Source organism: Synechococcus sp. MIT S9503, assembly GCF_047304175.1.
GTDB lineage: Bacteria > Cyanobacteriota > Cyanobacteriia > PCC-6307 > Cyanobiaceae > Synechococcus_C.
The window spans coordinates 1,522,099-1,548,215 of sequence record NZ_CP138955.1; the positions used below are offsets into that span (position 1 = coordinate 1,522,099).

Consider the following 26,117-nt stretch of genomic DNA (forward strand, 5'->3'; position numbering starts at 1 on the left):
CGTTCAGTCCAGTGCGCGGATGTAGAGCCAGTCGCCGGTCGACGTGCCATCACGTCTGCGGAACAGCGAGTGTTCCTTCAGCACGTGGCGTTGCCCGCCGGCACTGAACTCGGCTTCAAAACGCACGGTGCCCTCAAGATCATCCGGGCGACCGGCCTCAGAGGCCAGCACCTTGAGGCCGTGCCATCGGGTCTGCCGGCAGCTGGCTCGCAGCTCGCGGCGTCGCTCAGCGGGGGCACTGGCGGAGTCAGGGTTGGTGGCGATCAGATAATCCACTTCCGAAAGCGCGTAAGCGGAATAGCGGGATCGCATCAACTGTTCCGCTGTCTCAGCCTTCAGCCTGCCTCGGTGAAGCGGGCCACAGCACTGAAGCAGTGCATCTCCGCTCCCGCATGGACACGAACGATCTCCGGAATTTGCAAAGCCCAGTGCCATCACTTCAGCTCCTGCATGGCAGGCAACGGTCGCACGAGAGACGCGATGGCGATTCCCTCGCGCAGAGCGGTCACCAGGCCTGCGGCCTCGGCATAGGAGCCTGCTTTCAGGATCTGATTGCCATAACCAAGGGCATCTGCACTGACCGACAGCACACCTGGATTGTGGACGGCGATCACAGCAACGCCACGCTCAAGGCTGGCAAGCACGGCCTCGCCTCCTAGTGCACCATCCGGCACCACAACAGCACCCAGCCGGTCTGCGATGAGATCATCTCCAGTGATCGAACAGCCTGAGGACAGATCAAGCAGATCAGGCGCACTGCTGAGACCCACCAAAACGCACGCGAGGAAGGTATGGCCGAGCTCTTCACCCGCAGCGCGAGGGTCAAGGTCTGCAGCAGGTGGAAGCGACTCCAGAGCTGGTGCGTGAGCGCAGGGGATCCGCAGATGACGAACCAGCAGATGACTGATCACTGCTTCGGCACCAGCGAGAGCATCCACTCCGGTGCCGTGGCGATAGGCCGCCAGAGTCTCACTCTCAAGATCATCAGGGAATCGAGCCACAACAGCGATGGCGGTGGCTCCTGCCGCCTTGAGCCGCTCTCCGGCTCTCAGAAGCGCATCCGGCCGATCCAACGTTCCCCAGCTCGTGCCGCTGTCGCCTACGGAAAGACACACCCCAAGGGGTGCGTCGGTGGTCACCACGGTGTTGATGTCAAGCCCCAGGGTTGCTCTGCAGCCTTGCGCAACTTGACGGTGCCGCAGCAGCAGATCCGATTCAATGCCCGCATCCAGCAACAGGCCGATGCGCTGACTGCGCACGGGACGCAGACCCCAGAGAGCTGAGGCGAAGTGATCGAGGCCATACCCCTCGACATAGTGAATGCGCGGATCACGCCAGTAAAGAGAAGCGCCGTTGATCACGTTGGGGTGGGTGATCAGGCAACCGCTGGCCGCTGCAAGCAGGCGTGCACTTGGCAGAGCATCACCTGCAAACCCACCGACCTCGCAGCCGATGCCTGTGGGCACGATCATCAGCGTAGGCAGTGGTGCTGCCGCGAACGTCATGAGTTGATCAGCACGGCTTCAACCTCAAGCACAACCGCAGATGTTTCAGAGGAGGGATTGATGGAGGTGATGGCCCAGCGCAACGGCTCACCCTCCTTCTCAAGCTGCCCGAGAATCCAGCATCGCAGGTCGTTCATGGGAAACGACTCAGGACTGGTCAGCGACAATCTCCTGAAAGTGAGCTTCATCACGGATTCGATTAAACCTCCGACGTTTGATCTTTGCGGATCGCCACTTTCAGGGAAGCTCGTCAAGAGATGAACCTTCAGTACAGAGCGGTCTCGAATCATTTGCAGGTTCGCGAAAGAGCCTGCAAAGCAAAGATCACCCCTTCTCTAGCAACTGATCAATAATTTTCGGTGATCCGAGGAGAGGCCCAGGAAAAGGCGGCACAAAGAAACAGGTTTCAACCAAACCTGCCCTCAACATCAATCTGAAGGGAGAAGCCACCAAGCAGGCGAAGTAAAGATCACTCCATTCAAAGCATTCAATCGAATAAGAAATTCGCGAGAGAATGCCATGCCTTTGATGCATGATTCTCTTCACGAAAGCCCAGGATTAGATCAGGTGTTTGTATTCAACATAAAAACCAAGAGCATTCATCAGCTCTGGTACTGACCGAACTGAGCCTGATAAAGCGCATCCTCCTGACCCGCCACCGCCATCACCTCAGCACGAGGGAAGGACACACAGAGAAGAGCGAATCCCTCTTTGCGCAGATCGTCCTTGACGCCCATGGCATCAGGCTGATGCACGACTCCCTCCCTGATCACAGCAGCACACGTGGTGCAGACGCCTGCGCAGCATGAGCTGGGAACAGGAACTCCGGCCGCTTCCGCTGCGGACAGAACCGTTTGATTCTCTCGGCACTGAAAGTGATGCTGCTGACCATCAAGCTCGATGGTGATGGAATAAACGGCAGGAGGGATCTCGTTCATTCAGCTTGGAACGTTCCGAGCGATGGCACTGTCTCAGCGTATAGGCCGCATGGATCGTCACAGCCGCAGCGGCAGAACAACAAAAAGCCGGCCATTGGGCCGGCTTGAGGAAGCAGAGATGCGAACGAACTGATCAGGCCATAGCGGCGGCGCCGCCGACCACCTCGAGAATCTCCTGGGTGATGGCCGCCTGACGAGCCTTGTTGTAATCAAGGGTGAGCGTCTTGGCGAGAGCCTTAGCGTTGTCGCTGGCGTTGTTCATCGCAGTCATGCGGCTTGCCAGCTCGGAAGCTGCAGCTTCCTGAAGCGATCTCAGGAGCTGGTTCTGAAGATAGAGAGGCAGAAGTGCATTGAGCAGCTGATCCGGGCTCTGCTCGAACACAATGTCCGAAGGAAGCTGCGGCTGCGTATTGGCAGGACCTGCACCGGATTCCACACGAAGTTCACCGTCCTTGGTCGTGAGACGGAAGATTTCATCATCCGCCTCGGCAATTCCTTGGGGATCCAGGGGTAGCAGCGTCTGAACAACGGGATTGCAGCTCACCAGGTTGATGAACTTGGTGTAGATGATCTCCACGCGGTCAGTGCTCTCGGACAGGAATTCCGCGAACACTTCATTGGCGATGGAGCCAGCCTCATCAGCTGTGGGCACCTGCTCGAGGCCGGTGAATGTCGCCTGGATCGGATAACTCCGGTTGGTGAAGTAGCTGATGGCCTTGCGACCGATCAGGACCAGATCCACCTTGTACCCCTTGCCCTGAAGCTCAGCAAAACGCATCTCCGTGCGCTTGATGATGTTGGCGTTGTAGCCACCGCAGAGACCACGGTCGCCAGTTACAGCCACAAGGGTGATGGTCTCGACGTTGCGCTGCTCCAGCAGGGGGGCATCAGCATCCTCGAAACGCATGCGTGCCTGGAGGTTTTCCAAAAGGCGAGCGAGCCGGTCAGCAAATGGACGGCTGCGCAGAACCTGTTCCTGGGCACGTCGAACCTTGGCCGCAGCCACGAGGCGCATGGCCTCTGTGATCTTGCGGGTGTTCTTGACCGATTTGATCCGGTCGCGGATCTCTTTCAGATTTGCCATGACTCAGTGCCTCAGCTGGCGGAAGCCAACATGGTGGAGGTGACTTCGGCAATGGCCTCCTTGAGAAGGGTCTCGGCTTCAGGGCTGAGCACCTTCTCGTCCTGGATCTTCTTGATGAACTCAGGCTTGTTGCTCTTGAGGTACTCGCGCAGCTCACGGGAGAACTGAACCACCTGATCCACGGGGACGTCATCGATCAGGCCCTTGACGCCGGCGTAGACGATCGCGACCTGCTCAGCCAAAATCAGCGGGCTGAACTGAGGTTGCTTGAGAAGTTCGCGCAGACGCTTGCCGCGTCCAAGCTGTTTCTGTGTCGCCGCGTCGAGGTCGGAAGCGAACTGCGAGAAGGCAGCCAGTTCATCGAACTGAGCCAGCTCAAGCTTCAGCGTGCCGGCGATCTTCTTGATGGCCTTGGTCTGGGCGGCGCCGCCGACCCGGCTCACGGAAATTCCGACGTTGATGGCCGGACGCAGTCCGGAGTTGAACAGATCGGAACTGAGAAAGACCTGGCCATCGGTGATCGAAATCACGTTGGTGGGGATGTACGCGGACACGTCTCCAGCCTGGGTCTCAATGATCGGCAGTGCCGTCATCGAACCCTTGCCCATCGCATCGGAGAGCTTGGCGGCACGCTCGAGCAGACGGCTGTGGCAGTAGAACACGTCACCGGGGTAGGCCTCACGTCCGGGCGGACGACGGAGCAGCAGTGACATCTGGCGATAAGCCTGGGCCTGCTTGGACAGGTCGTCGTAGATCACGAGGGTGGCCTTGCCCTTGTACATGAAGGCTTCTGCAATGGAAGCGCCTGTGTAGGGAGCGAGATATTGCAGAGCAGCGGGATCAGAGGCGTTTGCAGCAACGATCACGGTGTAGTCCAGAGCTCCGCGCTCACGCAGCACCTCGGTGACCTGAGCCACGGAAGCTGCTTTCTGGCCAATGGCCACATAGACACAGACCACGTCCTGGTCGGCCTGATTGAGGATGGTGTCGATCGCGATCGCCGACTTGCCGGTCTGACGGTCACCAATGATCAGCTCACGCTGGCCACGGCCGATGGGAATCATCGCGTCAATCGCAGTGATTCCGGTCTGCATCGGTTCGTGCACAGACTTGCGCTGAATGATCCCCGGAGCGGGAGATTCGATCAGTCGGGTCTCGTTTGTTGCCAGATCACCCTTGCCGTCGAGAGGAACTCCCAGGGAATTCACAACCCTGCCGAGCAGAGCATCACCAACGGGTACCGAAGCGATCTTGCCGGTGGCACGAACAGTGCTGCCTTCCTGAATGCCGAGGCCTTCACCCATCAGCACAGCGCCGACGTTGTCGTCTTCAAGGTTGAGCGCGATGCCTTCGGTGCCGTCCTCGAATTCAACGAGCTCGCCGGCCATCACTTCCTGAAGGCCGTAGACACGGGCGATGCCATCACCCACCTGCAGAACGGAACCGACGTTGCTGACGGAAACAGACTTGTCGTAGTCCTCGATCTGCTGCTTGAGGATCGCGCTGATCTCGTCGGGACGGATGGAAACCATGGCTGGTAAACCCTTTGACGGGGAGTAGGAGAAAAATCTGAAGGGTGAAAAGAAAACGGTCAGCTCGCCTTGGCGAGCGAGAGACCGAGTCGCCGGACCTGGCCGGAAAGGCTAGCGTCGATGACCTGAGAGCCCACATTGATCACAAAGCCCCCGATCAGGGTTGGATCAATCGTGAGGTCGATTTCAACCGAACCGCTGCCGACCATGGACTGGACCTTGGTGGTCAGCGAGGCCTTCTGTGTGTCAGACAGGGCCTTGGCCGTGCGGACATGCGCTAGTGAGATGTTGCGGGACTCCCGGTAAAGCTCGAGATACCGACCCATGACGGCATCAAAAGCAGTGAGGCGTTGGCGATCAGCGAGAACCTTGAGCAGATTCAGCAGGGAGGGTTTGATCTGCTCGCTCAGAAGTTGCTCAAGAGCTTTCTTCTTTGCCGTGGGTTCAAGCACCGGGGACGTCATGGCATCCCGCAGCGAGTCGCTGCTGTCCCAGAGAGCGAGAAGCTCCTTGCACTGGTTGGCCACATCCTCGGACTCGTTTCTGGCGTTGGTCACCTGCAGCAACGCTTCCGCGTAGGGAGTGGCCAGTGTGTTGAGAAGGGGCATCAGGCATCCTCCAGATTGTTGATGGAGGCGTCGATCAGACGAGCTTGCGCCGCATCGTCAAGACGTCCTGGCAGATCTGCCAGCACTTTGTCGATGGCGGCCAGGGCGGCTTCACGGCGCAGCTGCTCGGTGAGTCGGGCTCCCTCGGCAGTGAGATCAGCGAGTGCGTCCTGCTTAAGGGCTGCCATGGCCTCAATGGTGCGCTTCTCGCCATCAGAGCGGATGGCCTCGGCTCTGACTTTGCCGTCGGCTCGGATCTTCTCGGCTTTGTCCTTGGCGGAATCGAGATCAGCCTGGGCCTTGCTCAGGTCTGATGTGGCCTTGGTGAGCCGGGATTCCGCGTCGTTCAATTCCTTGAGGATCGATTCACGACGCCGCTCAAGGATTCCGCCGAGAAGTCCTTTGAGGAAATAGACCAGCAATCCGATCACGATGACCAGATTGATCAGATTCGTTTCGAGCGGATTGAGGTTGATCCCGAAACCACCCTCTGCTGCGAACAACGTGACAGGGAACATCATGAAACCGCCAGCAGACGTTGAATGATCTTGGCGCTGAACTCATCAACCTTTCCCATGAGCTGCGACTGAGCCTGCTCACGCTGTGCCTCGATCTCACGACGGGCTTGTTCCCGCGTGCGGTTGGCATCGGCTTCGGTTGTCGCAATGGCTTCGCGGTAAAGGTTGTCGACCTCCTGCTCAGCTTCGAGAATCGCGGCCTGAGCAGCCTGACGAGCACCTCGGAGTTGTTCTGTAAGTTCAGCCTCTAGACGCTGAACCTGCTCAAGCTTCTGCTTGGCATCAGCAAGGCTGGTGGAAATGAAGCCCTCACGTTCTTCCACGACCTTGCCGACCGGACGGAAGAAGAGGGAATTAAGCAGGAAGGTCAGGAGAACCACCTGAACAGCCATGAGAGGCAGGGTGGCATCGAGGTCGAAAAGACCTCCCTCCGGCACCGCTGCTTCAGCAAGCAGAAGCCAGGTCATGGAAGAGGAGCGCTGAGGAAAAGCGAATAAAGAGAAGCAGGGTCAAACTGGAGAGCCGGCGTCAGGGGACGCGGCTCTCCAGATGGATCAACCGGCGAAGGGGTTGGCGAACAGAAGCACCAGAGCCACCACCAGGCCGTAGATCGTCAGCGACTCCATGAATGCCAGAGAAAGCAGCAGGGTGCCGCGGATCTTGCCTTCAGCTTCGGGCTGACGGGCAATACCTTCAACAGCACCTTGAGAAGCGCTGCCCTGACCGATACCAGGGCCGATGGCAGCCAGGCCGACAGCAAGGCCGGCAGCAACGACGGAAGCTGCGGAAGTAATGGAATCCATGTTGAGTGCGTTGGGGGGGGGTGCGCTGGACAGCGCTGAGCAAATGAGTGGGGATTGGTTCCCCCTGCGCAGGGACACTCTCTGTTGCCGGAGAGCGGGCCCGAGTCATGAGCGTCGGACCTACGCGCAGAAGTGTTTAGCAGATCGCCTCATGGGCGATCATTCGTCACCTAGTGGTGTTCGTGCAGGCCTTCACCGATGTAGAAGGCAGCCAGTGTTGCGAAGATCAGTGCCTGGATTGCGCTTGTGAACAGACCAAGCAACATCACAGGCAGAGGAACAATCAGAGGCACCAGATACACGAGAACGCCAACCGCGAGTTCATCGGCAAGAATGTTTCCGAACAGACGGAAAGAAAGCGACAGAGGTTTCGTGAACTCCTCGATGATTTTGAAGGGGAGCATGATCGGAGTCGGCTCCACATAAAGCTCGAAAAACCTCAGACCCTTTCTGCTGAGACCTGCGTAGAAATAGGCGAGCGAAACGAGCAGGGCCATCGCCACAGTCGTGTTGATGTCGGCAGTGGGAGCTCCGAGTTCACCCTCAGGAAGTTCGAAGACTTTCCAGGGGACAAGAGCACCACCCCAGTTGCTGACGAAAATGAATAGGAACAGCGTTCCGATGAACGGAAGCCAGTCCCGATAATATTTTTCTCCGATCTGATCTCGGGCGAGATCACGCAGATAATCCCAGAGAAACTCGAGCAGATTCTGAACACCCCTGGGATCACGGTCCAATTTGCGCGTGCCGACCAGCACGACGGCGAGCAGGACACCAATCAGGATCCAGGAGCTGAGAAAAACCTGGCCATGGAGATTGAGATTGCCGATCTGCCAGTACAGATGGTTCCCAACCTCCAGTTCGGCGAAAGGCAGTGTGTAAGGCAGCAAAGCCATTGAAAGCAGAAGGGGATGCGCGAACTCAGCCGTCAATGACGGTCTGAAGAATCAAGGCGGGTTTGTAGAGAAGGAATCCGATGAAAGCGGGAAGCAACTCGAGCTGAGGGAGCTTTGCCGCTGCGACAATGAGCAGAACAGGCACAACCAGCTGAAATCGACCCACTTGACGGGAACCTCCACCAAGACGAGCCACGCTGCGGGCGAGGAGGCGCAGGTAGAGAACACCAGCGCAGGAACCCACCAGCAGGCTGCGTGCCACCGCGACGTCAAAACCAACCAGTGCGATGAAAACCGCAGCCAGTGAGACGGCCAGGGTGGCCAGCATCAAACGTTGTTGGAGTCTCGCGTAGTCACCCATTCCCGAATCAGTCGCAACGGAAGCCGCGGATGATTCAGTGGGTTCGTTAGCCAGCAAGCAACGCCTGAGGAAGCGCGCGGAATCTATCACGCGTTTTCTCGCCCCCCAGTGCTTCAGGCCTCCAGAAACAGCAGCCTGCGCGCCAGCAGACCTCTCGCAACTGAAGTGGTCTCAGGCCCCAGATCCAAGGCGCCCAGACTGGTCTTCGGCTGGCGCTCAACGGCTTGCAGAAGTTGGAGCTCAGCCTCGGAGAGGGCGATCGGCTCCAGATCAGGACCAAGCAGGCTGAGCGATGGCCATCCCCAGAGACAGGGCTGCCTTCTCCCACAAGCCTGAAGCAGGGAAGCATCATCGGTCCAGCGGTTGAATTGCACTGAGTTGCGAGCCAGGAAGAACTCGAAATGACTGATGTCGGGATCAAGGTCCTCGATCAGCAACCACTGTTCTCTCTGCGACAGCTTCTGAGCTCGCTCCAGCAGTTCACCTGAAAGAAGGCGGCTCAGATCCCAGATGGAAGGGTTCGAGAAACCGGCGAACTCCAGGCCTGCAGCCTCAATCAGATCGAACAGACCTGTGAGGTCATAGCTGGTTTCCTGCGGATGCAGATACATGTCGGCGAAATTCGAATCCGCGGCTGTATCGATCAGCCAACGCTGCTCATGGTTCTGACGCAGACGATTGCCATCAGGAAGAACCTGAAACAGCTCGCGACCGAGACGCAGACCGTCAGCCCCAATGCCGGCACCGAGTCTGAACAGAGCGTTCTGCGTGCGATGGATTTCCCAGCGCCCACCATCGGCATATAAGAACAGATGGATCAAGCCCTCATCAGCGAGCAGGGCAGCCAGCGCTTTCAGTCCGGCCAGAGGCTCGCGCAGGTGATGCAGAACACCAACGGAATTGATGTAGTCGAAAGGCCCCTCTCCCGCCAGATCCAGCAGGCTGCGCTGCTCCTGGCGCAGTTCACGCACCTGATCCACTCCGGTGGATCTCTTCAACCGTTCACGAGCCACCTCAAGAGCTCCTGAGCTGATATCCACTGCCAGGACCTCGGAGCCTGGATTGAGATGGCACAGATAATCCGTGCTCACACCCGTTCCACAGCCGGCATCAAGGATCCGCAGAGGAGCTGGGTCATCGGTGCTCGCTGACACCTCCCCATACACGGCTGCCTGAACGCTCTCGTGGCACCAGCGCCAGTTGTATCCGGGAGGCGGACCATCCTGAAGTGGATCCCCTGGATACGGGAACCGGTCATAGAAGTCGCTCACCACAGGGGTGGCCGCATCTGAGGGGATGGGGTTCATCTGCGCGCTGTTTTCTGCAGGGTGGTTTGATTTGGAGCATTTCACGGGGGCCTTCTGAATCAGGCTTGATCGAGTGACCCCTGCAAACATTTGTTCATGCCGGTCAAGGAGCCCTGAGGACGAGCCGTAACGTGGCCGAATCCGGCTTGCTCCCGTTCATGACCGTGACCGCCAGCAGCGGCAGCCCGAGGGTTTCCCCACAGCTGTTCGACACTCTGCCGCTCTCCAGCGTTCGCCAGGCGGAACAACAGGACCGTTTCCCTGATGGGGGGGAGCTCGACACGCTGATCACGTTCTTCCGCAGCGGCAATGACCGTCTGGAAGCGTCGAGAATCATCGCCGCCAATGCTGAGGCGATTGTCGCCCGCGCTGCCAACAGGATCTTCGTTGGAGGGACTCCGCTTTCATTCCTCGAAGCGCCGCTCAGCACAGGCGAGGTTGCACAGGTGGTCGATTCCGCTCCGCTCGCCTCTGACCAGGCCGCTTTCGAGCAGTCCGTGCGCACCTTCACCGGTGAAAGCGGTGTGACCCAGCGGGGGAATTTCTTCACTCGTCTGTTTGACATCGGCGGGGGTGACGCCGACGTTCGGGTCGTCCTGCCGACCGGATTCACCGCCATCAGTGTGGCCAAATACGGCCCGGCATTCATGCGGAAATCCGTGAGGGATCTGGGCTGGTTTCTTCGCTACGTGGGCTACGCACTGGTGGCAGGTGACCCCAGCATCCTTGCGGTGAACACGCGTGGACTGCGCGACATCCTCCTCAAGAACTGTTCTCTGACGGCCACGAACGTGGCACTTCAGGAAATGCGAGGAGCCAGCGCGGAGCTGCTGAGGGATCGCCCTGAAGCCAGACGGCTCACAATCGACTGTTTCAACGTGCTGCTGAAGGAGCTTGCCGTTGCCACTCCCTCCACGAAACAGAAGCTCGGCAGCCGCGTCAGCCAGGGACTGCAGCTGCCTGCGATCTACGCCCTGGCCTCTGAGACAGCACAGCGGTTCGAGATGCGCCCCGGTCTTTCGGGTGCGGAAAAATCTGAAGTGATCCGAGCCGCCTACAGGCAGGTCTTTGAACGTGACATTGCCAAGGGCTATTCACAGACCCCATGCCGCTCGGAAGCCAGTCAGCTGGTTCAGGGCAAGATTTCCATGCGGGAGTTCATCCGTGCCCTGGGCAGAAGCAAGGAGTACAGGAATCAGTTCTACGGCCCCTTCGTCAACAGCAGGGTTGTTGAGCTGGCTTATCGCCATTTCCTTGGACGCGGTGTCAGTTCGCTAGAAGAATTCCGCAAGGCCTTCTCGATCGTGAGCGACCAGGGCCTCAACGGCCTGGTTGATGTGATCGTCAACAGCAGCGAGTACGCACAGACGTTCGGGGAGGAAACCGTTCCCTATCTGCGCGATCTCGGTGAAGAGGCACAGGAGAGTGCCGGCTGGGGATCCAACCGTCGACTGTTCCGCTTCAGTGCACCCTTCGAGGGCGCACCTCAGTACGTGACGCTGTATGCCTCCTACAGGCAGCCACTGGCTGATCAACATGCCTATGGCGGTGGCAACGATCCTGTTGGCAATCAGTACGGAGCGATTTTCCCTTCGGACACCGCCTCGGTGTCGACCCGTCCTGCACCCTTCAGTTACGACACTCGCCGTCTGCTGGTGAGCAATGGAATGGCTCAACCTGGCCAGATGGACAGTCCCCAGTTCCGGGGCAGCCGTCCCCGCAAGGTGGGACCCCGTGTGGTTCGACTCCAGCAGATCGCCACCGGTGGTGCGGCCTTCCCCCGGAGCAGCGGCCAGCCAAGTGTCCGCAACACCGAATCCTCCACCCAGGCGGTGATCAAGGCCGTTTATGTGCAAGTGCTCGGCAACAGCGGTTATGACGGCGAACGACTCGGCTCCGAGGAAGCCCGTCTGGAAAACGGAGACATCAGTCTTCGCGACTTCATCCGCAGCGTGGCCCGCTCGGATGCCTTCCGCCGTCGTTACTGGGAAGGTCTCTACATCGCAAAGTCGATCGAAGTCATGCATCGCCGTCTGCTGGGCAGGCCCACCTTCGGACGCTGGGAGATCGACGCTCTCTTTGACACCGCAGCGCGTCGCGGCTTCTACGGCCTCGTTGATGCACTGATCGACAGCAAGGATTACAGCGACTGCTTCGGCGAGGACACAGTTCCCTACGAGCGTTTCATCACTCCCAGGGACCTGAACACCCGCCGTGCACCCACGTTGCGCAGAGCACTGGATCCATCGATCGGGGCCAGAGTGAATGTATCGATGTCTCCCAGACCCGAAGCCATCCGTGGCGAATCGCTGCGCACGACCGGTGACATCACCAGGAGAAACATTGCTGACCAGAGTCCTCGCCGGATCTCCAGCGGCAAGTGGACGGCCGACATCAAGGGCTTCACCCCGCCGGAACAGCTGGGTGCATTCATGCTTCGGCGCTCATCCGGCTCCGCCGGAGCAGTCAATCAGCTCGGACTTTCCAGACAGCAGAGCCGAGGAAACGCCGGGCTGACGGCTGCGCTGCCGCTGGGTGATGCCAGCGGCTACAAGCGCCGTGCAGGGCTTCCCACCCAGGCCTCCCTGGCGCGCGTCTCCAGCGAGTCTGAACTGCGGGAAATCCTAGATGCGACCTATAGGCAACTGCTTAACCGCGTTCCCCTGGAGACAGAACGCCTCACCTCGGCTGAGTCACTGCTGAGGAATGGACAGATTGATCTCGACGGCTTCGTCGAATCTGTCGCACTGAGCGAGCCCTTCCAGGACCGCCTGTCACGCATGGCGCCGCTGCGGGCGGCAACCGCAGCAAGCCTCGCGCTGCTGGGCAGAGCCTCGACACCTGCAGAAACCAGTCGCTTTCTGCAGGTGAGAGCGGCATCAGGACAACCGACCGCTGTGCGCAACCTGCTCGAACTCCGTGCTGAAAACGGCACCGAGCCTTCGGATGTGCCCGGTCTCAGCACACTGAACTCACGCAGTGGAGTGCCTCAGTCAACAATCACTCGCACGGCAAGTCTCTATGCAGGCAATGCCGGCCTGACGCCACGGCCTGACGAAGCTCTCTGATCTACTTGTTGAGAATCAGAGATTTATTGCTAATTATTATTAATTGACGTTTCAGCCGGAGTCATCAAGACCTCCGGCTTTTTAGCGGCTGTTTATCAACAAAATCCAGAAAAAACCAGCTGGGAAATTAAATCGTAGAGCTCACAGTGGCAATGAAGATCTGTTACCGGGCCACATACTCTCCAGTCCTCTGACTGAGAATTTGGTTGGTTTATCTGCTCCTTGCCCTGCGAGGAGCATGAGTTCCATCACGGAAGATCAACAGATACAACATCTGGAGGCCTTCCCACTCGGATCTCAGCGATCTGAGGCCCCGCGGCCCTTAAGCTGCTTCCGATCTCACTAGAGATCAACACACCACTCACCGGATATCGGCCTCCTACGGGCGGCTGCTTGCTTCGAGGTAGAACTGCATGAGCATCGTCTCCAACTCGATCATCAACGCGGACGCCGAAGCCCGCTATCTGAGTCCAGGAGAACTGGATCAGATCAAGGCGTTCGTCAGCGGAGGTCAGCGTCGCCTGCGAGTCGCTCAGGTTCTCAGCGAGAGCCGTGAGCGCATCGTCAAGACCGCAGGCGGGCAGCTTTTTCAGAAGCGTCCTGATGTCATTTCCCCCGGCGGCAATGCCTACGGAGAGGCCATGACCGCAACCTGTCTGCGGGATATGGACTACTACCTCCGCCTCGTCACCTACGGCGTAGTCGCCGGTGACGTGACACCGATCGAAGAGATCGGCGTGATCGGAGCTCGCGAGCTGTACCGATCCCTCGGCACCCCCCTCGAGGCCATGGCAGAAGCCGTTCGTGAGATGAAAACCGTGGCAATGGGCATCCTCAGCGGTGCTGATGCCGAGGAAGCCGGCTTCTACTTCGACTACGTGGTGGGCGCTCTCGCCTGATCACCGAAACCAACGCCCCTTCACGTCACTCTGAGTCCATGCAAGACGCGATCACCAACGTCATCAACAAGTCCGACGTCCAAGGTCTCTACCTGGATACGGCATCCATGACCAATCTCGAGAGCTACTTCGCCAGTGGTGAACTGCGCGTGAAGGCTGCCGCAACCATCAGTGCGAACGCTTCCGCGATCATCCGCGACGCCGTCGCCAAGGCGCTGCTCTACTCGGACATCACCCGTCCCGGCGGCAACATGTACACCACCCGCCGCTACGCAGCCTGCATCCGCGACCTGGATTACTACCTGCGTTACTCCACTTACGCCATGCTCGCCGGCGATACCTCCATTCTCGATGAGCGTGTTTTGAACGGTCTCAAGGAGACCTACAACTCCCTGGGTGTTCCCATCGGAGCAACCGTCCAGGCCATTCAGGCCATGAAGGAAGTCACAGCCTCCTTGGTCGGTCCCGACGCTGGCAAGGAAATGGGTGTCTACTTCGACTACATCTGTTCCGGCCTCGGCAACTGAGCCCCATGCGGTTGTTCAAAGTCACCGCCTGCATACCCAGCCCTGAAAAAGTGCGGACGCAGCGCGAATTGCAGAACACCTTCTTCACCAAGTGGGTGCCCTATGACAGCTGGTTCGCTGAGCAACAGCGGATTCAGAAACAGGGTGGACGCATTATCAAGGTGGAGCTCTGCACCGGCGGCCAACAGGTCAACGTCGGAAACTGAATCGCTCCCAAAGTTGAGTCAAGACCCGGCCTCTGGTCGGGTTTTTTGTTGAGTTCCCTTGGCAAACCGTCCAGAGAACGGCTCAATGCATGCAACATCTCCGAATGTTTTGAGCAGCCCCACCGTGACCTCCCGAAGGAGTCGATCCTCACGTCAGGGCACTGTGCGCGAACGGCACATGGCTGCTGCTGAGTCAGCCCCTTTCTGGCAGCGATATCTGCCTCTCGACTGGTCACTCTGGCCGGCGGAGGCACGGCTGCTGCTCACGCTCACAGCCATCTGGAGCCTTGCCGGTCTGCTTGTGCTCGCTTCGGCGAGCTGGTGGGTGGCTGCCCGTGAACAGGCTGAGGGTGCCTACTACCTCAAGCGTCAGCTGGTGTGGATGGCCGCCAGCTGGAGCCTGATGTCGTTCACCGCATCGATCAATCTGCGCCGCTGGCTGAAACTGGCGGGACCGGCGCTCTGGATTGGCTGCCTGCTGATCGCGGCAACCCTGGTGATGGGGACCACGGTGAACGGCGCCAGCCGCTGGCTGGTGATCGGGCCGATTCAGATTCAGCCCTCCGAGCTGGTGAAACCCTTCGTGGTGCTGCAAGCCGCCAATCTGTTTGCACACTGGAAACGAACCCGACTGGATCAGAAGCTGCTCTGGCTGGCCAGTTTCGGAGTTCTGGTGCTGCTGATTCTCAAGCAGCCCAATCTCAGCACCGCGGCACTGACCGGCCTTCTGATCTGGCTGATGGCTTTTTCAGCCGGGCTGCCGCTGTTCCAGCTGTTCGGCTCGGCGATCGGAGGAGCGTTGCTGGGCACCGCCAGCATCCTGATCAATGAATACCAGCGGTTACGCGTGATCTCCTTTCTGAATCCCTGGAAGGATCCGCAGGGTGATGGGTACCAGTTGATCCAGAGCTTGCTGGCGATCGGATCGGGCGGTGTGTTCGGCCAGGGATTTGGACTCTCCACGCAGAAACTTCAGTACCTGCCGATTCAGAGCACCGATTTCATCTTTGCCGTGTACGCCGAGGAATTCGGCCTGGTGGGGTCCCTGCTGCTGCTGCTGTTCCTCATGCTGATCGGCTATCTGGGGCTTCGCGTTGCCCTGCGCTGCCGAAGCAATCAGGCCAGGCTCGTCGCCATTGGTTGCTCGGCGCTCCTGGTGGGACAATCCGTGATGAATGTGGCCGTGGCCTCCGGAGCAATGCCGACCACGGGATTGCCGCTTCCGCTGGTGAGCTACGGGGGCAACTCACTGCTGTCGAGCCTGATGATCGTGGGACTTCTGATGCGCTGCTCCCTCGAATCCACAGGGTTGATCGGTGGGCGCGGACAGGCTCGACGACTGGCGTCTGATCGACGCCGTCAACGTTCTGATCGATAGGCTGAAACCTGAGTTTTCCGACAGCGGCTTCACCATCGCCTTTCTCGACCTGGCACTGTCCGATCTGGCCCGAAGCGGTGAAGACCTGCTGAACCATGCACTCCAGCAGCCTGGTCCCCTCAGTCTGGGCGCCGTGCTGTTGGTGGGAGCCCTGACCAGTCTCGGACCCTGTTCATTGTCCCTGCTGCCGGTGACACTGGCCTACCTTGCCGGCTTCGAGAGCGAACAACCGCCCTGGCAACGAAGCCTCGCCTTCTGCGGGGGCATCGTCGGGGCTCTTGTGATGCTTGGAAGCCTGAGCGGACTGCTCGGTGGGATCTATGGCCAGGTACCGGGACTGATTCCAACCCTGGTGGCATTGCTTGCCGTGGTCATGGGACTCAACCTGCTTGGCGTGGTGCGGCTGCCTCTGCCGAACGGCCCTGACCCCAATGCGTGGAGTCGAAACGTGCCCGCACCTCTGGCTCCCATCGCGGCTGGTCTTGCCTTCGGCCTTGCGGCCTCTCCCTGCACCACGCCGGTGCTCGCCGTTCTGCTGGGCTGGATCGCCAGCAGCGGCAACGCGCTGACAGGGCTTCTCTACCTGAGCAGCTTCGGGATCGGCCAGGTCCTGCCGTTGCTGCTTGCGGGAAGCATGGCGGCGTCGCTTCCAAAACTGATGGCGATGCGCTCGGTCAGCCGCTGGATCCCCAGCATCAGCGGTGTCGTGCTGCTCACGATCGGCACGCTCACGCTGCTGACGAGGCTGGTCTGAGCATGCGCTTTTTCAGACGACTGCTGGCACTGATTTCAAGCCTGAGGCTGGCCATTCTGCTGCTGCTGCTGATCGCCATGGCCAGTGCCGTTGGCACGATCATCCCTCAGCAGGAAGCGCCTGAGCTTTATCTCGAACGGTTCAATGCAGACCCGTGGCTTGGACTGATCAACGGAAACCTGATGCTGCAGCTGCAGCTGAATCACGTCTACACAAGCGTGTGGTTTCTTTCGCTGCTGGCGCTGCTCGGGCTGGCACTCACCCTGTGCAGCTGGAGGCGTCAGTGGCCGACGCTGAAGGCGGCGCTGCGCTGGACCGACTACTCCCGCCCCCGCCAATTGAGCAAGCTGGCTCTTGCTGAGACGATCGTCTGCTCCGACAGCAGCGCCGCACTGAACGGACTGGCCTCTGAGCTGAGAGGACAGGGCTGGAATGTCAAACAGCAGAGCGGACGACTCGCCGCTCGACGGGGGGTTGTCGGCCGGGTGGGACCTCTGCTGGTTCACACAGGGCTGGTGATGCTCCTGATCGGAGCGGCCTGGGGAGCGCTGGCGGGACAACGCCTCGAGCGCTTTCTTGCCCCTGGACGCTCACTCGATCTGCTCAGTCCGGCGGGCGAGAACAGGCTCAGCCTCACCCTGCAGGATTTTGCGATTGAAAGGGATCCCGCCGGTCGACCGGAACAATTCAGCTCAACCCTGCTGCTCAGCCCACAGGGCAATCCCCAGGTGCAACGCACGATCAGCGTGAATCATCCTTTGCGTTACCAGGGAATCACTGTGTATCAGGCGGATTGGTCGCTGGCGACCATCACTGTTCAGATCGGTCGAAGCCCCCTGCTGCAGCTGCCACTGAGCACCTTCCCCGAGCTCGGTGATCAGATCTGGGGGCTCGTGCTGCCGACGCGACCCGATGGAAGTGAGCCTGTTTTCCTCAGCACCGGTAGTGAACAGGGACCTGTGCAGGTGTTTGATTCAGACGGAGGGCTGATCACGAATCTGAGGCCTGGAGCAGAAGGTGCCGAAGTTCAGGGACTGCCGCTGCGCGTGGTCGAGATCATGCCGGCGAGCGGGCTCCTGCTGAAACGTGATCCAGGAGTTCCGCTTGTATACGCAGGCTTCGCGATCACGCTGTTGGGAGGTGGCCTGAGCATGGTGGCGACGCGTCAGATCTGGGCTGTGGCTGAAACCCAGCAGGCCAAACTGCACATTGGCGGTCTTTGCAACCGAAACCTCGCGGGGTTTGCCACGGAGCTCCCCCAGCTGATCAACAGGGTTGACGCTCTCCATGGCTGACGCGCACAACGGTGTGCACGTTTCCTCTGGGGTGGAAATCAGCCTCGAGCTGCATCCAGACCGGATCACAGGCCTCGACTAGATCATCAAGAATGCGGTTGGCGACCTCCTCATGGGAGATCGTGCGATTTCTGTAGCTGTTCACGTAGAGCTTGATGGCTTTCAGCTCAACAACCCGCGGTCCCGGTTGATAGAGAAGTCGCAGCACAGCGAAATCGGGATAACCGGAGAACGGGCAGAGGCAGGTGAATTCAGGAAGCTCGATGGAAACTTCATAAGGCCTGCCGGGGCGCGGGTTGTCAAAACAGATCAGCTCGGCATCAGCGATGGCCCGCTCGCCATAGAGGGGCGTGCGAGTGGATTCCGCGGTTGATGCACCCATCTTCGGTAAGCGAGACAACAGTTTGTGAAGACCCTAAAACCCGACCCGTCTGCCGCCAACACCGCAGGGAAGAAGGGACTTGACGATTTCAGCGACTGAACCGCCCAAAACTGTTCACCATGAACAACATTTATGCAGTAGTAATGCATTGAGAGACAAACCGTTGGGCTCAAGTCTGTTTCGGCAGGCCCCTCCAGCCGGAAGTAGCCACCCGCAAGGCGAAGCAACGCTCTCTCCCACGAAGCGGTCCCGATCAACGATCGGAGCACACACCATCCCTTCGAGGCCACTCCCATGACCACAACACAGCGCACCTACCGGGGCATCCCCTACGACCCGGCACAGCATGAACGCCTGAGCCAGACCAAGGTTGAGCACACCTATCGCGGCCAGCACTACGACGCCCCTCTAAGCCACACGGCAGCAGCGGAAACAACTGTGGAGCTCCATTACCGCGGCAGCGTTTATCGGCACAGAAGCGAGCAGGCCAGAAAGCCGGTCAACTCCTGATTCGGTATCAACGCGTACATCCTCAAAGGAAGCAGCGAGTCGTAATGGGGAGGACATCAGAGTCTTTTTCATGGATCTCCGCTTGCTCGCTGAAGGCACCTCCTTCCGGTTGGTACCCACGAGCGTTCATGGAATCCTCTGGCTTCAGACCCATTTCGAATCCGAGCACTGGGAGCTCCTCGCCGAAGGTCACGTCATCGTGAACCGGTCGGACGCGGAAACACTGATGACAGACGCCTCCCAGGCAGGCCTGGCCCTGAACCCGCTTCCTTCCCTCTCACAAACACAACAAGCCTGAGCTCTTAGCTTCTCAATAGCCTGATAGCTGCCATGAAAAAAGTCGAAGCGATCATCCGTCCCTTCAAGCTTGAGGATGTCAAGTTGGCGCTGGTCAATGCGGGGATCGTCGGCATGACCGTGAGCGAGGTCCGCGGTTTCGGCCGCCAGAAAGGACAGGTGGAGCGTTATCGCGGCTCTGAATTCACGGTTGAATTTCTGCAGAAGCTCAAAATTGAAGTGGTGATCGACGACGGCCGCGTCGACACCGTGGTGAACGCCATCGCTGAAGCTGCAAAAACTGGTGAAATCGGTGACGGCAAGATCTTCATCTCTCCGGTTGACACGGTGGTTCGCATCCGCACAGGTGATCGCGACAGCTCCGCTCTCTGAGCCGGTCGATCAGCTCAGCCTGATGTCAGCCACTCAGGGTGTCTGAGACCACCCTGTCGATCGTGTGATTCGTGATGGCCTGATCAACCTGAGAGGTCAGCCAGAGCAGATATTCATGGTTTCCAGCAGGCCCTGTGAGTGGAGAGGCCACCAGACCGCTGGGGTTCCAGCCGATCAAGCAAGCGGCTTCGATCACGGCGGTGATGGCGTCCACATGAGCAGCGGGTTCACGCACCACACCGCCTTTACCGACCCTCTGGCGTCCAACCTCGAACTGGGGCTTCACCAGCACGATGGCCTCACAGTGATCGGTCTCCGGACCTTCGCTGATCATCAGACCACGCAGGGCGGGGAGCACCAGGCCCAGAGAGATGAATGACACATCCGCCACGGCCAGGGTCGGACGCTGATCGTTCGCCCCGTAGAGGTCCTGAGGCGTCAGACGCCTCAGGTTGGTGCGCTCTCGCAGGATCACCCGCTCATCAGTGCGCAGACTCCAGGCGGTCTGGCCATACCCGACATCAATGCCGTACACGCGACTGGCACCGTGCTGAAGCAGGCAATCGGTGAATCCACCGGTTGAGATTCCGCCATCGAGGCACACCCGTCCTTGCACCTGAACAGGAAAGGCACTCAAGGCACCCAGCAGTTTTTCTCCACCGCGTGAAACGAAACGGGGCGGTTGCTCCACCTGAACCGTGGCGTCCTCCGGAACCTCTTGTCCAGGCTTCTCGAATCGCTGTCCATGAGCATCGCGCACCTTGCCGGCACGGATCAGCCGCTGGGCCTGCTGGCGTGAAGAGGCCAAACCCAAAGTGAGCAGATGCAGATCCAGACGGCGTTTGCGAGCCATTTCTTCATAAAAGCAGAGATGAAATCCGAACAAACTTGCATGGTTCGGGCGGTAGAGCGAACAACTCCTTGAGGATCAACCCGAGCCGCAACACGGTCATGTCCGCCAAGCAGCAGCCACGCCACCGACCGAAACCCTGCAACGTGGTGGAACTCCTGCACCCCGGCACCTTCGTCACCATCGAGAACCACCCCAGCGATCTTCCCCCCTTTCAGGTGATCGAATGCCGGGGCGGTCTCTGCAAGGTGAGACAGCAAACCTGGGGACAGCATGTGCAATGGGAGGTGGAACATCGTCGACTGCGCTCCGCCTGAGCTGCGGGAAACAAACCAGCGTCACCGTATGGTCAGGGATTGACCGTTTCTCTGCGATTCCTTGATCGAGCGCTACACCCTGCCCGAAATGGGCGCGATCTGGACCGATCAGGCCAAGTATCAGAGCTGGCTTGATGTTGAAGTGGCTGCCTGTGAGGCGAACTGCACTCTGGGACGCGTTCCCGATTCAGCCATGGACGACATCCGCAGCAAGGCGGCTTTCGAGCCGGCGCGGATTCTCGAGATTGAAGCGGAAGTGCGTCACGACGTGATTGCCTTTCTCACCAACGTCAACGAGCACGTCGGGGACGCGGGTCGTTACATCCATGTGGGAATGACCAGCAGCGATGTGCTCGACACAGGTCTGGCCCTGCAGCTCAAGGCTTCCGTGGCTCTGCTGCGCCGGGAACTCAGCGCCCTTGATGCCGCCATCGCCGCGCTGGCGGCAGAGCACAAGGCCACGGTGATGATCGGTCGCTCCCACGCCATTCATGGTGAACCGATCACCTTTGGTTTCAAATTGGCCGGCTGGCTGGCCGAGACCCGCCGCAATGCCGAGCGCCTGCAACGACTGGAGCGGGATGTGGCCGTGGGCCAGGTGAGCGGCGCCATGGGCACCTACGCCAACACCGATCCGGAGGTTGAACGACTCACCTGCGAGCGACTGGGACTGACGGCCGACACCGCCAGCACTCAGGTGATCTCCCGTGACCGTCATGCCGACTATGTGCAGACCCTGGCCCTGATCGGTGCCTCTCTGGACCGCTTCTCCACTGAGATCCGCAACCTGCAACGCACGGATGTGCTCGAAGTGGAAGAAAGTTTTGCCAAAGGGCAGAAAGGCAGCTCTGCCATGCCTCACAAACGCAACCCGATCCGAAGTGAACGCATCAGCGGTCTGGCCAGAGTGCTGCGCAGCTATGTCGTCGCCGCGCTGGAAAACGTTGCTCTCTGGCATGAACGAGACATCAGCCATAGCTCGACCGAGCGGATGATGCTCCCCGACTGCTCAGTGACTCTGCATTTCATGCTGCGGGAAATGACAGCCGTGGTGGCAGGCCTGGGGGTCTATCCGCAGAACATGCGCCGCAACATGAATGTCTACGGCGGTGTGGTGTTCAGCCAGCGGGTGCTGCTTGGACTGGTCGATGCGGGCATGAACAGGGAGGATGCCTATCGGGTGGTGCAACGCAACGCTCACAGCGCCTGGAACAACGAGGGGGGAGACTTCCGCAGCAATCTTGCAGCTGACACCGAGGTGACCGCCAAGCTCAGTCCGCAGCAACTGGATGATTGCTTCAGCACCGATCTGCACCAGGCGAATCTGGGGGTGATCTGGAAGCGCCTGGGGCTCTGACACCCAGCCCGAACCATGTTCTGGACCCCCTATGCAGACTGGATTTACGTGGTCGTCAGTGTCAGCGGCATGATGCTGATCATTGTCCTCGTGCTGAGGCCCGGAGCTGGTCCGGACCCCTAACGCCGTCACCTGCCCTGCGATGCCAGACGCGACCAGAACCGAACACGACAGCATGGGAGCCGTCGAAGTCCCGGCAGAGGCTCTCTGGGGAGCACAGACCCAGCGTTCGCTGCAGAACTTCGACATCGCCGACGACCGTGTGCCGCCGGAGCTTGTTCATGCACTCGCACGCATCAAGCAGGCGGCAGCCAGCGTGAATGCCCGCCTCGGGGTGATCAGTGAACCAGAGCGAGAGGCCATCGTGACCGCCGCCGCGGCGGTGGCGGACGCTCAGCACGATGATCAGTTTCCCTTGCGCGTCTGGCAGACCGGCAGCGGCACCCAGACGAACATGAACGTCAATGAGGTGATCAGCAATCTTGCAGCAAGGGCCGCCGGTGAACCGCTCGGCAGCCACAGGCCTGTCCATCCCAATGACCATGTCAACCGCTCCCAGTCCACCAACGACGCCTTCCCTGCGGCGATTCATCTGGCTGCGGTGGAGGGCATCGAACACCGCCTGCTGCCCGAACTCGATCTGCTGATCAGCGCTTTTGCAGCCAAAGCCGCGCTCTGGAATGACCTGGTGAAGATCGGTCGCACCCACCTGCAGGATGCGGTTCCGCTCACCCTGGGGCAGGAAGCATCCGCCTGGCGAGACCAGATCTCGGTCGCCCGAGCTCGCGTTGCATCCAGCCTGGCGGAGGTCTATCCGCTGCCACTGGGCGGCACGGCGGTGGGAACTGGACTCAACGCTCCGGATGGTTTCGCCGAGCAGGCTGCACAGGAGCTGGCCAGGCTGACCGGACTGGCCTTCAGCTCAGCTGCCAACAAGTTCGCAGTGATGGCGAGCCATGACGGACTGGTGCACACCATGGCCCAGCTGCGCCTGCTTGCAGGAAGTCTGCTGAAGATCGCCAACGACATCCGACTGCTGGCCTGTGGTCCACGCGCGGGTCTGGCGGAGCTGCATCTGCCCGAGAACGAACCAGGAAGTTCGATCATGCCCGGGAAAGTGAACCCAACCCAGTGTGAGGCGATGGCCATGGTCTGCACTCAGGTGATCGGCCTGGATGCGGCCGTGGCGATGGCCGGTGCCGGCGGCCATCTCCAGATGAACGTTTACAAACCACTGATCGGCTTCAATCTGCTGCAGTCGATCACCCTGCTCACGGATGCCTGTCGCTGCTTCCGCGTGGCCATGGTCGAAGGCATCGAGCCGAACAGGGCCAGGATTCAGAGGGATGTCGAACAATCGCTGATGCTGGTGACCCCCCTGACGCCGATCATCGGCTACGACAAGGCCAGCGCCATCGCCAAATATGCGCATGAACAGGGCCTGAGCCTCAGGAACGCGGCTCTGGAACTGGATTACATCAGCGCTGAGGACTTCGACCGGATCGTCGATCCAGCTGACATGGCACGGCAGCGGGGCTAGCCGCAGAGCGCCCAGGCAGCCCTCATGCAGCTCGTTCCGTGGCGGGATTGAGCCCATCCGAGTCGGCTGCCGCAGTCTTCTGCAGATCATCGGCTTCCGCCACTGGAAAGCGGTTGATCGCCTTGAGGGCCTGGCGGGCATGGCTGCGCAGCTGCTCACTGATCGCTTCGCAGTAGGGAACCTGTGCCAGCAGATCCACGGTGCGGCGCATGATCCGCACCACATCACCTTCATCCAGAGACGTGTTGGCGATCAGGTCATTCCAGGCCGTGCCGCTGGCCCAGGCCTCCACCAGACCCATCAGCTCGGGCTCCCACCAGGCAGGAACCACCACCTGATGACGCTCCTGTGCCCTCAGCAGTTCACGACGGATGCCGGAAAGGTCATGCAGGGCCTCCTCCGCCCGGGGCGGCGGCGGGAATCCGCTCCAGAGATCCGGACGGTTCACCTCGGTGCTGATCGCTTCAAACACCGCTGCCAGTTCCGCCGGCGGCAGATCATCGAGATGACCGCTCATCAGTGCCAGACCCAGCCAGAGTTCGTTGTCGCCGCGCAATGCCGCAACCGTGCGACCGATCTCGGTGGGTTCGAGGTCATCGAGCGCTGCAAAATGCTGAAGGATCTCCATCAGAGCGAGAAACGTCTCCCAGTGACGGTTGGCACGGTGATGGAGCAGTTGCTGCCGCTCGCTGATCTCCAGCTCCAGTTCCTCCATGCGCCGGCGGTGCTTCTTGAGCTGCTTGCGATCCCCCCAGCGATGGGCAGGGTGGGCTTCCAGATCAGCCTCAAGCGTCTGCACCGTTTTCGCCTGGGACAGCACCTCTCCAGCCAGGTCGTACTGAGGGGTCGTCATGTCATGACGCTGGGCCATGTGCCCGACTGCCAGAGCCAGGCCACCGCTGTTCTGATCTCCGTGGCGCAGTTCACCGGCACGGGCGAGATCCGGGGTTCGGAGTGCATCGACCTGCAGACAGCTCAGCTCCGCGTGCAGGCTTACCACCGCCTGACAGGGCAACATCAACCAGACATTGTCATGTGTCAGGCAGAGCAGCAGTGGAAACTGCCCCGGCCCCTCGCATTTCTCCACGATCACCGCAGGTGTGACTCCGCCTCGAAGTTGCGGGGCCTTCAGGCTCACCAGAGTGCCGACACTCGCGAACTGCAGCGCCAGCGTGAGCTCGTGCGCAAGGGTTTCCTCAGCCTGCTGCTGAAGGATGCGCATCAGTCGGCGCTCCTCGCGTAAACGACCGCGACGCTTTTCATAGTCCTCGAAGTCCTCCCACGGCACATCTCCGGCCGACCCCTGCAACTGCCCCAGCTGCAGACGCAACTGCTCAAGGATCTCCTCCTCCTCAACCAGATCCAGACTGGCCAGATAACGCCCGAAGCTGCGTTCCACAAGCTCGCGCGCCTTGGCCAGATCATGGCGCTGGAGCAGGTTGAGAACCATCCCGTAGCTGGGCGTGAACTGGCTCACCAGAGGGTCTGAAGGACTCGTCGCCAGCTGCCCAGCTTCGCGGACCCCTTCGAAGCGACTCTGCACTGTCACCACATAGCCCTGGGAGTCGAGTCCACGCCGACCGGCGCGACCTGCCATCTGAAGAAACTCACTGGCCATGAGAGGGCGATGACCGCGCTCCGTGCGTTTGGACAATGCTGCGATCACCGTACTGCGCGCCGGCATGTTGATGCCTGCCGCCAGTGTCTCGGTGGCGAACACCACCTTCACCAGACCCTGCTGGAACAGCTCCTCGATCAGTTCCTTCCAGGCCGGAAGGACTCCTGCATGGTGTGCAGCGATGCCACGCAGCAGAGCATCAGCGTGAAGGCCGTCACGAACGGCTTCGGGATTGGCGCTTGCATAGGCCTTGAGACGCTCTCTGATTCGGGTCTGTTCGGCCTCGGTCACCAGGCACTGCACGCCCAGGTCCCGCACAGCCTTGTCGCAGCCTCGCCGACTGAAGATGAAATAGATCGCGGGCAACATGTCGCGCTCCGCCATCTGGGCCAGCACAAAACTGATCGGTGGGGGCTCGGGCTGGGGAGGTCTGGGTGAGCGGCCCTTGCGTTTGTGCCCTTTGGGAGCTCGCCAGACCTTGCAGTTGGGATGAAGGCCGGTGCCCTGTTCATTGAGCAGAGGATGCAGACCCTTGGCACTACAGAAACCGAACTGCAGAGGAACTGGGCGGAAGTCACTCAGCACGAGCCTGGTGGGGCCGTGCACTTTTTCAATCCAATCAGTGAGCTGCCCGGCGTTGGCCACCGTTGCCGAAAGAGCAACGAGCTGCACAGGCGGCGGCGAGTGAATGATCGATTCCTCCCAGACGGTGCCGCGCTGGGAATCATTCATGTAGTGGCACTCATCCAGCACCACAGCCTCCACATCCGCCAGGGGATCGTCGTGCTCATCCGCTTCGGCGTAGAGCATGTTCCGGAAGATCTCCGTGGTCATCACCACGATCGAAGCCTCCCTATTGACGCTCAGATCCCCTGTCATCAGGCCGACGTTCTCCGCACCGAACTGCTCGCGGAAATCGCGCAGCTTCTGATTGGAGAGTGCCTTGAGCGGTGTGGTGTAGAAGACTTTCTGGCCATGTGCCATGGCGCGATGAATGGCGTACTCACCAACAAGGGTCTTCCCCGATCCCGTTGGCGCACTCACCACAACGGAGTGCCCCTGATTCAGCGCGTCGATCGCCTCAAGCTGAAAATCATCCAGCGGAAAGGGAAACAGCTGCGCCGGATCCGGCGAACTCCCCTGAGCGGGCTGTGAAGCCTGGCTGTCTTGCTCCGCCATGGCTGAATCCTAGGGA

General features: G+C 60.0%; 30 protein-coding genes. 14 read left to right on the forward strand and 16 right to left on the reverse strand.

Annotated elements, in window-relative coordinates:
- Positions 1-3 precede the first annotated feature (3 nt).
- The 13 genes from SIB56_RS08735 to SIB56_RS08795 all read right to left on the reverse strand — a co-directional run bounded on the left by SIB56_RS08735 (position 4) and on the right by SIB56_RS08795 (position 9,552).
- Positions 4-435: a YchJ family protein gene (locus SIB56_RS08735; protein WP_413323578.1), complete on the reverse strand. Its 432-nt coding sequence runs from the start codon at positions 433-435 to the stop codon at positions 4-6.
- On the reverse strand, positions 435-1,505 hold the full coding sequence (locus SIB56_RS08740) for a DUF3326 domain-containing protein (protein WP_413323579.1): 1,071 nt from the start codon (positions 1,503-1,505) through the stop codon (positions 435-437). The genes SIB56_RS08735 and SIB56_RS08740 overlap by 1 nt, the downstream gene beginning before the upstream one ends.
- Positions 1,502-1,642, reverse strand: coding sequence for a hypothetical protein (locus SIB56_RS08745; protein WP_413323580.1), 141 nt, complete (start codon positions 1,640-1,642; stop codon positions 1,502-1,504). The genes SIB56_RS08740 and SIB56_RS08745 overlap by 4 nt, the downstream gene beginning before the upstream one ends.
- A 465-nt stretch (positions 1,643-2,107) precedes the next feature.
- A complete protein-coding gene (locus SIB56_RS08750) occupies positions 2,108-2,443 on the reverse strand; it encodes a 2Fe-2S iron-sulfur cluster-binding protein (RefSeq protein WP_413323581.1) in 336 nt (111 codons plus the stop codon).
- 133 nt (positions 2,444-2,576) lie between these two features.
- A complete protein-coding gene (locus SIB56_RS08755) occupies positions 2,577-3,527 on the reverse strand; it encodes a F0F1 ATP synthase subunit gamma (protein WP_413323582.1) in 951 nt (316 codons plus the stop codon).
- 11 nt (positions 3,528-3,538) lie between these two features.
- The gene (gene atpA / locus SIB56_RS08760) at positions 3,539-5,059 is read right to left on the reverse strand and encodes a F0F1 ATP synthase subunit alpha (protein WP_413323583.1); all 1,521 of its coding nucleotides are present in this window, start codon (positions 5,057-5,059) and stop codon (positions 3,539-3,541) included.
- 59 nt (positions 5,060-5,118) lie between these two features.
- On the reverse strand, positions 5,119-5,667 hold the full coding sequence (gene atpH, locus SIB56_RS08765) for an ATP synthase F1 subunit delta (protein ID WP_413323584.1): 549 nt from the start codon (positions 5,665-5,667) through the stop codon (positions 5,119-5,121).
- Positions 5,667-6,188 carry a F0F1 ATP synthase subunit B gene (locus SIB56_RS08770; RefSeq protein ID WP_413323585.1) on the reverse strand — a complete coding sequence of 174 codons (522 nt, stop codon included), beginning with the start codon at positions 6,186-6,188 and terminating at the stop codon, positions 5,667-5,669. The genes atpH and SIB56_RS08770 overlap by 1 nt, the downstream gene beginning before the upstream one ends.
- Positions 6,185-6,652, reverse strand: coding sequence for a F0F1 ATP synthase subunit B' (locus tag SIB56_RS08775; RefSeq protein ID WP_413323586.1), 468 nt, complete (start codon positions 6,650-6,652; stop codon positions 6,185-6,187). Before SIB56_RS08775 ends, SIB56_RS08770 begins: the two co-directional genes overlap by 4 nt.
- Positions 6,653-6,739: 87 nt before the next feature.
- Positions 6,740-6,988, reverse strand: a complete 249-nt coding sequence (gene atpE, locus SIB56_RS08780) for an ATP synthase F0 subunit C (protein WP_007098848.1) — start codon at positions 6,986-6,988, stop codon at positions 6,740-6,742.
- A gap of 170 nt (positions 6,989-7,158) precedes the next feature.
- Positions 7,159-7,884 (reverse strand): F0F1 ATP synthase subunit A, encoded by a 726-nt coding sequence (atpB, locus tag SIB56_RS08785; protein WP_413323587.1) that lies wholly within the window; start codon positions 7,882-7,884, stop codon positions 7,159-7,161.
- A gap of 25 nt (positions 7,885-7,909) precedes the next feature.
- Positions 7,910-8,245, reverse strand: a complete 336-nt coding sequence (locus SIB56_RS08790; RefSeq protein ID WP_413323588.1) for a hypothetical protein — start codon at positions 8,243-8,245, stop codon at positions 7,910-7,912.
- Between the two features lie 113 nt (positions 8,246-8,358).
- Positions 8,359-9,552: a class I SAM-dependent methyltransferase gene (locus tag SIB56_RS08795; protein WP_413323589.1), complete on the reverse strand. Its 1,194-nt coding sequence runs from the start codon at positions 9,550-9,552 to the stop codon at positions 8,359-8,361.
- A 158-nt stretch (positions 9,553-9,710) separates the two neighbouring features.
- On the opposite strand from SIB56_RS08795, the gene SIB56_RS08800 reads away from it, so the two are divergent.
- From SIB56_RS08800 to SIB56_RS08830, 7 genes are all read left to right on the forward strand, one after another.
- Complete coding sequence (locus tag SIB56_RS08800; protein ID WP_413323590.1) at positions 9,711-12,620, forward strand: phycobilisome rod-core linker polypeptide; 2,910 nt, start codon at positions 9,711-9,713, stop codon at positions 12,618-12,620.
- A 413-nt stretch (positions 12,621-13,033) separates the two neighbouring features.
- Complete coding sequence (locus SIB56_RS08805) at positions 13,034-13,519, forward strand: allophycocyanin (RefSeq protein ID WP_067095786.1); 486 nt, start codon at positions 13,034-13,036, stop codon at positions 13,517-13,519.
- Positions 13,520-13,557: 38 nt separating this feature from the next.
- Positions 13,558-14,046, forward strand: coding sequence for an allophycocyanin subunit beta (apcB, locus tag SIB56_RS08810; protein WP_413323591.1), 489 nt, complete (start codon positions 13,558-13,560; stop codon positions 14,044-14,046).
- A gap of 5 nt (positions 14,047-14,051) precedes the next feature.
- The gene (locus SIB56_RS08815) at positions 14,052-14,252 is read left to right on the forward strand and encodes a phycobilisome linker polypeptide (protein ID WP_006851140.1); all 201 of its coding nucleotides are present in this window, start codon (positions 14,052-14,054) and stop codon (positions 14,250-14,252) included.
- Positions 14,253-14,361: 109 nt separating this feature from the next.
- Positions 14,362-15,630: an FtsW/RodA/SpoVE family cell cycle protein gene (locus SIB56_RS08820; protein WP_413323592.1), complete on the forward strand. Its 1,269-nt coding sequence runs from the start codon at positions 14,362-14,364 to the stop codon at positions 15,628-15,630.
- Between the two features lie 85 nt (positions 15,631-15,715).
- Positions 15,716-16,384 (forward strand): cytochrome c biogenesis CcdA family protein, encoded by a 669-nt coding sequence (locus SIB56_RS08825; protein WP_413327253.1) that lies wholly within the window; start codon positions 15,716-15,718, stop codon positions 16,382-16,384.
- Positions 16,385-16,386: 2 nt separating this feature from the next.
- The gene (locus SIB56_RS08830) at positions 16,387-17,679 is read left to right on the forward strand and encodes a cytochrome c biogenesis protein ResB (RefSeq protein WP_413323593.1); all 1,293 of its coding nucleotides are present in this window, start codon (positions 16,387-16,389) and stop codon (positions 17,677-17,679) included.
- On the opposite strand, the gene queF is transcribed toward SIB56_RS08830, so the two are convergent.
- Complete coding sequence (gene queF / locus SIB56_RS08835) at positions 17,651-18,061, reverse strand: preQ(1) synthase (protein WP_413327256.1); 411 nt, start codon at positions 18,059-18,061, stop codon at positions 17,651-17,653. The genes SIB56_RS08830 and queF overlap by 29 nt on opposite strands.
- A gap of 294 nt (positions 18,062-18,355) precedes the next feature.
- Here queF and SIB56_RS08840 point away from each other — a divergent pair, with 294 nt between their 5' ends.
- The 3 genes from SIB56_RS08840 (at position 18,356) to SIB56_RS08850 (ending at position 19,240) form a co-directional block, all read left to right on the forward strand.
- Positions 18,356-18,571: a DUF4278 domain-containing protein gene (locus SIB56_RS08840; RefSeq protein ID WP_413323594.1), complete on the forward strand. Its 216-nt coding sequence runs from the start codon at positions 18,356-18,358 to the stop codon at positions 18,569-18,571.
- Between the two features lie 70 nt (positions 18,572-18,641).
- Positions 18,642-18,869: a hypothetical protein gene (locus SIB56_RS08845; RefSeq protein ID WP_413323595.1), complete on the forward strand. Its 228-nt coding sequence runs from the start codon at positions 18,642-18,644 to the stop codon at positions 18,867-18,869.
- Between the two features lie 32 nt (positions 18,870-18,901).
- Complete coding sequence (locus tag SIB56_RS08850) at positions 18,902-19,240, forward strand: P-II family nitrogen regulator (RefSeq protein ID WP_413323596.1); 339 nt, start codon at positions 18,902-18,904, stop codon at positions 19,238-19,240.
- 25 nt (positions 19,241-19,265) lie between these two features.
- Here the strand turns inward: SIB56_RS08850 and SIB56_RS08855 are convergent, their stop codons facing one another.
- Positions 19,266-20,093 carry a TlyA family RNA methyltransferase gene (locus SIB56_RS08855; protein ID WP_413323597.1) on the reverse strand — a complete coding sequence of 276 codons (828 nt, stop codon included), beginning with the start codon at positions 20,091-20,093 and terminating at the stop codon, positions 19,266-19,268.
- A gap of 98 nt (positions 20,094-20,191) precedes the next feature.
- Here SIB56_RS08855 and SIB56_RS08860 point away from each other — a divergent pair, with 98 nt between their 5' ends.
- From SIB56_RS08860 to fumC, 4 genes are all read left to right on the forward strand, one after another.
- Positions 20,192-20,407, forward strand: a complete 216-nt coding sequence (locus SIB56_RS08860; protein WP_413323598.1) for a hypothetical protein — start codon at positions 20,192-20,194, stop codon at positions 20,405-20,407.
- A gap of 61 nt (positions 20,408-20,468) precedes the next feature.
- A complete protein-coding gene (gene purB / locus SIB56_RS08865; RefSeq protein ID WP_413323599.1) occupies positions 20,469-21,764 on the forward strand; it encodes an adenylosuccinate lyase in 1,296 nt (431 codons plus the stop codon).
- 15 nt (positions 21,765-21,779) lie between these two features.
- Positions 21,780-21,887, forward strand: coding sequence for an adenylosuccinate lyase (locus tag SIB56_RS08870; RefSeq protein WP_413323600.1), 108 nt, complete (start codon positions 21,780-21,782; stop codon positions 21,885-21,887).
- A gap of 19 nt (positions 21,888-21,906) precedes the next feature.
- Positions 21,907-23,304 carry a class II fumarate hydratase gene (gene fumC, locus SIB56_RS08875; RefSeq protein ID WP_413323601.1) on the forward strand — a complete coding sequence of 466 codons (1,398 nt, stop codon included), beginning with the start codon at positions 21,907-21,909 and terminating at the stop codon, positions 23,302-23,304.
- 22 nt (positions 23,305-23,326) lie between these two features.
- On the opposite strand, the gene SIB56_RS08880 is transcribed toward fumC, so the two are convergent.
- Positions 23,327-26,101 (reverse strand): DEAD/DEAH box helicase, encoded by a 2,775-nt coding sequence (locus SIB56_RS08880; protein ID WP_413323602.1) that lies wholly within the window; start codon positions 26,099-26,101, stop codon positions 23,327-23,329.
- Positions 26,102-26,117: the final 16 nt, after the last annotated feature.